This is a genomic window from Oceanobacillus sp. NCCP-135 (genome assembly GCF_059698015.1).
In genome coordinates this window covers 1-6,025 of record NZ_BAAKSZ010000059.1, presented here as the reverse complement: position 1 = coordinate 6,025, position 6,025 = coordinate 1, and the positions used below count along the sequence as shown (strand labels likewise).

The following is a 6,025-nucleotide window of genomic DNA, read 5'->3' as shown; positions in this document are numbered from 1 at the left end:
AAATAAAATTAGCCTTGTCCTTAACACCTTGGGACACTTGCACTTTGAGACTTCGCAATTAGCTCTTGCTTTTTTTGAAGCAAATGGGCCTGAGTGGACTCGAACCACTGACCTCACGCTTATCAGGCGTGCGCTCTAACCAGCTGAGCTACAGGCCCACAGTAAATAATTTGGAGCGGGTGAAGGGAATCGAACCCTCATCATCAGCTTGGAAGGCTGAGGTTTTACCACTAAACTACACCCGCATTAAGTTTAATACAATTTATCGAATGGTATGTTAATTAGTAATCATTTTAAATGGTCGGGAAGACAGGATTCGAACCTGCGACCCCATGGTCCCAAACCATGTGCTCTACCAAGCTGAGCTACTTCCCGAAGTAATGGCGCGCCCGAGAGGAGTTGAACCCCTAACCTTCTGATCCGTAGTCAGACACTCTATCCAATTGAGCTACGAGCGCTTAAAGAGCAACGTTTTTAAATATAACATATTGATTTTACTTTTGCAAGTTAAAATAGTGCGGTCGAGAGGACTTGAACCTCCACGGGTTATTCACCCACTAGGCCCTCAACCTAGCGCGTCTGCCATTCCGCCACGACCGCATAGTTTAAAAATTAAACCACCAATCCAAAAAAATTGCGTGAAACCACAATGATTTTATAATGCGGGTGAAGGGAGTCGAACCCCCACATCCGAAGATACTAGATCCTAAGTCTAGCGCGTCTGCCAGTTCCGCCACACCCGCTCGTTGTTATTATAATGGTGAGCCATGGAGGATTCGAACCTCCGACCCTCTGATTAAAAGTCAGATGCTCTGCCGACTGAGCTAATGGCTCATACTGTTGAAGTGTACTATTTTATTTAAGAACGTTAATTGTATGATCTCTGCTTCTTCTAGAGTATTCAAGGATGTTTAATGCATCGAGGTTAATCGTGGCTCATCATGAATAAGTACATATGTTTCTTTATAAATAATTCCATAAATTTTAGATTTAAGGAATTATTTCCACAAAAACAAAAAATGACTGGGCTACTAGGATTCGAACCTAGGATACACGGGATCAAAACCCGATGCCTTACCGCTTGGCTATAGCCCAACAAATGGCGGTCCGGACGGGACTCGAACCCGCGACCTCCTGCGTGACAGGCAGGCATTCTAACCAACTGAACTACCGGACCCAACCTAATTTTATTTTATAGTAAAAGGAAGATGACCCGTACGGGATTCGAACCCGTGTTACCGCCGTGAAAGGGCGATGTCTTAACCACTTGACCAACGGGCCATTTAAAATGGCGGAGAAGGAGGGATTTGAACCCTCGCGCCGCTTACACGACCTACACCCTTAGCAGGGGCGCCTCTTCAGCCACTTGAGTACTTCTCCATTTGGCTCCACAGGTAGGATTCGAACCTACGACCGATCGGTTAACAGCCGATAGCTCTACCACTGAGCTACTGTGGAATAATTTAAAATAAGTTATTCTAGGTAATATAATCTAACATACTACGCTCGTCTTGTTGCAAGTGATTTCGGTGACAGTGTCTTTTCTCACAGACCTGCAAACGAAAGTTATTTCAATGATGCTCGCAGTCAGTTACCGCAAATAATTTTAATCAATCATATCATCGTATAACGTACCTTGTTTCGTTCATAGCTCTGCACAAGTTAAATAACAGCAACGAGAAATATATTACAATAAATATAATATGTTGTCAATTCTTTTTCAAAAAAAATACTTACTTTTTCATTCGAATTTATTAGCTTATTTAATTTAACATGGATGACATATTTCGTCAATGAATTTTGATAAAAAATTTACATCTCACTTATCATTCATGACTATCTATCAATTCTCCCCCGCATTTCCCACATCGGTATTTCTTCAAATCCACTCTCCGCTTTCGTTTATACTCCTGGTTACATTTTTTGCATTTATATGTATAATTATATTCAATGTTTTGTGAAGGTAATGACCTACAATGCCTCGGAGATCCCGTTACCTTTAGTAGTTCCCTGAAATCTTTATCTCGATGTTTATAACCCTTTCCTTCAATATGAAGATGGTAGTGGCATAGTTCGTGTTTAATAATTCCTATAAATTCACCTCCACCCATTTCTGTTACATATTTGGGATTTAATTCAATTGTTTTCTTTCCAGGAATGTATCTACCTCCCGTTGTACGTAAACGATAATTAAAATGAACATTATGTCTAAACGGCTTTTTAAAATATTTCAACGAAAGATGATTTACAAGTTTATATAGTTCTATTTCTTTAAAAGAATTCATGTTAATAACTTCCTTTTATATACTTTCCCAGATCTCAGATCATATTAAATAATTTTTATAGTCGTATCTTTTTTCAAATTTTAGTAATAGCGGTATTACAGGGGTTTCTGTAATAAATAGGATGAAATCTAACTAGATAATTATAATGAAATCTTGATTGTTATAACTTTTATTTGTTCTGTTTTTGCCTTTTAGATCTTAATCTATAATCGTTTTATTCCGAATTCTATTCATCATATTTTATCATATATCCCCTATTAATTCGTTAAAAGTTCTACTTCAATTCTCCAAAAACTTATTTGTGTAATAATAATTATGCAAATCTAAAAAGAAACGTTACCACATTATATAAGAAACTATTGTCAGTCAACTTAAAGAAATGCCTTCGAGAAACATATTATCAATTAGGAATTACAAATGATAATCAAAAATATAGAATTGCCCTTAAAAATATGTATTAGATAAAATCTATTACAGTAAATCATCATCAGACAACGAAGCTAATATTCAAGTTTTAACACTTCAAGTTTCAGATGCATTTATACTATCCTATTTAAAAAATTGTATCTTCTTATCCGTGTAAAAAAGACAATTTTTCATCTTAATAACGCACTAAATTCTTTAAAACCCAACCTCTCAAACTAGCATTATTATAACGACTATGATATTATAATAATTGTATTTAATCTAGTATTACTATAGTTACTATGGTACTATAATAGATAGAATTAATAAATTGGAGGGATAGATTAATGAGTGAAAAAAACAATCAAAATAAAAAGAAATTAACTACTGCATTCGGTGCTCCAGTACCAAACGATAAGGATTCGATGACTGCTGGTCCAAGAGGTCCGTTATTAATGCAGGATTTCTGGTTCCTTGAAAAAATGGCTCATTTTGACAGGGAAGTTATTCCCGAGCGTCGTATGCATGCGAAAGGATCTGGTGCATTCGGGACTTTTACTGTAACTAATGATATTACAAAGTATTCAAAAGCTAACATTTTCTCAGCGGTTGGCAAGAAAACAGATATGTTTGCTCGCTTCTCAACTGTTGCTGGCGAACGTGGTGCAGCAGATGCGGAACGTGATATCCGTGGTTTTGCATTAAAGTTCTATACCGAAGAAGGTAACTGGGATCTAGTTGGGAATAATACACCTGTATTCTTCATGAGAGATCCTAAGAAATTCCCTGACTTAAACCACGCAGTTAAACGTGACCCTCGTACGAATATGCGCAGTGCTCAAAATAACTGGGATTTCTGGACAGGTCTTCCTGAATCATTGCATCAGGTTACCGTTGTAATGAGTGATCGTGGTCTTCCAAAGAGTTACCGCAATATGCACGGATTTGGCAGTCACACGTATAGCATGATTAACGCTGATAATGAACGAGTATGGGTGAAATTCCATATGCGCTCCCAGCAAGGTATCGAGAATTTAACTGACGAGGAAGCTCAGGATATCGTTGGAGCGGATCGTGAAAGTCATCAACGTGATTTATATGAATCCATTGAAAACGGCAACTTCCCTAAATGGAAAATGTACATTCAAGTAATGACTGAAGAACAAGCAAGAAATAGTAAAGACAACCCATTTGATTTAACTAAGGTTTGGTATAAAGGAGACTACCCACTAATCGAAGTTGGAGAGTTCGAACTTAACCGAAATCCTGAAAACTATTTTGCAGATGTTGAACAAGCTGCTTTTGCGCCAACTAACATTGTACCTGGTATCGGTTTTTCACCAGACAAGATGCTGCAAGGACGACTGTTTTCTTATGGAGATGCACAACGCTACCGCCTAGGTGTGAACCACTGGCAGGTTCCAGTTAACTACCCTAAAAATGCCAAAAACTTCCATCCCTATCACAGAGATGGTGCAATGCGTGTTGATGGTAACCAGGGGGGTTTAACACACTATGAGCCAAATAGCTATGGTGAGCTTCAAGATCAGCAAGAATACCAAGAGCCATCTCTGCAAATCGATGGAGCTGCAGATTACTGGAATTTCCGGGAAGATGATAATAACTATTTTGAGCAACCAGGAAAGTTATTCCGCCTACAAAGTCCTGATGCAAAACAAAGATTATTTGAAAATACTGCGCGTAATATGAGAGGTACTACGAAAGAAGTTCAACTTCGCCATATTGCTCATTGCTATAAAGCTGATCCTGCTTATGGTGAAGGTGTAGCGAAAGCACTAGGTATTTCAATAAGTGAAGCAGAAGTTGCTGCAAGTAAAATAGAATAATCTCAATATCGGAGACTGTCAAAATGGCAGTCTTTCTTTTTATTTTATCTCATCTAAAATCCGTCTTTTTATGATTCAGTGGGACAAGCAGCGCGCAGTCCTACTATATGCTAAAATAGCCTTTTTGGAAATTGCTGAGCAGCAATTTAGAAATATACAAACTGGAGCATTCTGAGACTGCGCTAACGTTCATCACACCAAAAGGAGCCTGCCATGGCTTTAGCGCTGGAGCTAGATGTGGCTGATTCTGCAATTAATACACAAATCATGATTTTTATTCATATCCGAAGCAAAAATAACACAGAAGCCTCGGTTAGACTCCTGTGTTACCATTTCTATTTAGGACTTCTGTATTTTCCTACTACATTATTTTCCTTTTTTAACCATAGATAATGCGACCCTGCCTTTTTTTACATCAATTTGTTCCACCCACACCGTTACTACATCACCCACAGACGCAATATCCATTGGGTGTTTAACAAATTTATTAGCCATTTTTGAAATATGGACTAAGCCATCCTGTTTAACACCAATATCAACAAAAACCCCGAAATCAACAACATTTCTTACTGTTCCCTGCATTTCCATACCGGGCTTTAAATCTTCTAATGCTAAAACGTTTTGCTTTAATAACGGCTGTGGAAAGTCATCACGTGGATCACGTTCAGGGCGACTCAATGCGCTCAAAATATCAATTAATGTCGGCTCCCCAATTTCCAAACTAGCAGCCATTTCCTTCTTGTCTAAAGTATTTATTTTCTCACGCAGTTTTTCTGAACCGATATCTGCAAGCTCACACGCAAGCATTTCCAGTAGTTTTTCTGTATGAGCATAGCTTTCCGGGTGTATTGGTGTACGATCGAGCGGATGATCCCCATCAACAATTCGTAGGAATCCAATCCCCTGCTCATACGTCTTTGCACCAAGTCTTGGTATTTTCTTCAATTGTTTGCGATTGATAAATTTCCCTTCTTCATTTCGTTTATTTACAATATTATTAGCTACCGCTTTACTTAGCCCGGCTACATATTGCAATAGAGAAGATGATGCCGTGTTAACATTAACACCTACCTGGTTAACTGCTGTTTCAACAACAAAGGAAAGTGATTCATTTAGTGCTTTTTGACTGACATCATGCTGATATTGGCCAACACCAATGGATTGTGGATCAATTTTCACAAGTTCTGCCAGTGGATCTTGTACTCGACGAGCAATCGATGCCGCACTTCGCTCCTCTACTTGCAGATCAGGGAATTCCTCACGTGCTAATTGTGATGCAGAATATACACTTGCCCCAGCTTCATTCACAATAATATAAGGAATATCAAGTGAATTTTTGCTTATTACATCTGAAACGAACTGTTCGGTTTCGCGTGAAGCTGTTCCATTACCAATAGCAATCAGTTCTATCTTAAATTTGTTAATACAGGACTCGGGACACTTCCAAATAATTTTTTGTAGTCCCTCTCGCATGAGAGGGGCTACTTT

3 protein-coding genes and 12 tRNA genes are annotated in these 6,025 nt (G+C 38.4%); 1 reads left to right on the top strand and 14 read right to left on the bottom strand.

Features of this window, described 5'->3' with window-relative positions; genetic code table 11:
- Nucleotides 1-84: 84 nt before the first annotated feature.
- The 13 genes from AC6HVZ_RS19365 to AC6HVZ_RS19305 all read right to left on the bottom strand — a co-directional run bounded on the left by AC6HVZ_RS19365 (nt 85) and on the right by AC6HVZ_RS19305 (nt 2,285).
- Nucleotides 85-158, bottom strand: a tRNA-Ile gene (locus AC6HVZ_RS19365).
- Between the two features lie 13 nt (nt 159-171).
- Nucleotides 172-245: transfer RNA gene (locus AC6HVZ_RS19360), tRNA-Gly, on the bottom strand.
- A 53-nt stretch (nt 246-298) separates the two neighbouring features.
- Nucleotides 299-375 (bottom strand) — tRNA-Pro (locus tag AC6HVZ_RS19355).
- A 6-nt stretch (nt 376-381) separates the two neighbouring features.
- Nucleotides 382-458: transfer RNA gene (locus AC6HVZ_RS19350), tRNA-Arg, on the bottom strand.
- A gap of 58 nt (nt 459-516) precedes the next feature.
- Nucleotides 517-600 (bottom strand) — tRNA-Leu (locus AC6HVZ_RS19345).
- Between the two features lie 61 nt (nt 601-661).
- A tRNA-Leu gene (locus AC6HVZ_RS19340) sits at nt 662-743 on the bottom strand.
- A 15-nt stretch (nt 744-758) separates the two neighbouring features.
- Nucleotides 759-834: transfer RNA gene (locus tag AC6HVZ_RS19335), tRNA-Lys, on the bottom strand.
- A gap of 189 nt (nt 835-1,023) precedes the next feature.
- Nucleotides 1,024-1,095 (bottom strand) — tRNA-Gln (locus tag AC6HVZ_RS19330).
- 5 nt (nt 1,096-1,100) lie between these two features.
- Nucleotides 1,101-1,177: transfer RNA gene (locus AC6HVZ_RS19325), tRNA-Asp, on the bottom strand.
- 32 nt (nt 1,178-1,209) lie between these two features.
- Nucleotides 1,210-1,281 (bottom strand) — tRNA-Glu (locus tag AC6HVZ_RS19320).
- An 8-nt stretch (nt 1,282-1,289) separates the two neighbouring features.
- Nucleotides 1,290-1,380, bottom strand: a tRNA-Ser gene (locus tag AC6HVZ_RS19315).
- Between the two features lie 3 nt (nt 1,381-1,383).
- A tRNA-Asn gene (locus AC6HVZ_RS19310) sits at nt 1,384-1,458 on the bottom strand.
- A gap of 368 nt (nt 1,459-1,826) precedes the next feature.
- Complete coding sequence (locus tag AC6HVZ_RS19305; RefSeq protein ID WP_497559762.1) at nt 1,827-2,285, bottom strand: SprT family protein; 459 nt, start codon at nt 2,283-2,285, stop codon at nt 1,827-1,829.
- A 752-nt stretch (nt 2,286-3,037) separates the two neighbouring features.
- Between AC6HVZ_RS19305 and AC6HVZ_RS19300 the strand changes: the two genes are divergently transcribed.
- Nucleotides 3,038-4,537: a catalase gene (locus AC6HVZ_RS19300; RefSeq protein WP_497559761.1), complete on the top strand. Its 1,500-nt coding sequence runs from the start codon at nt 3,038-3,040 to the stop codon at nt 4,535-4,537.
- Between the two features lie 366 nt (nt 4,538-4,903).
- Here the strand turns inward: AC6HVZ_RS19300 and AC6HVZ_RS19295 are convergent.
- The coding region (locus AC6HVZ_RS19295; protein WP_497559760.1) for a helix-hairpin-helix domain-containing protein at nt 4,904-6,025 on the bottom strand (1,122 nt) is incomplete at its 5' end.

Bases quoted from the DNA above. Each gene is read 5' to 3' on its own strand.
- AC6HVZ_RS19305 (WP_497559762.1), bottom strand. From the start codon at position 2,285: ATGAATTCTTTTAAAGAAATAGAACTATATAAACTTGTAAATCATCTT.
- AC6HVZ_RS19300 (WP_497559761.1), top strand. From the start codon at position 3,038: ATGAGTGAAAAAAACAATCAAAATAAAAAGAAATTAACTACTGCATTC.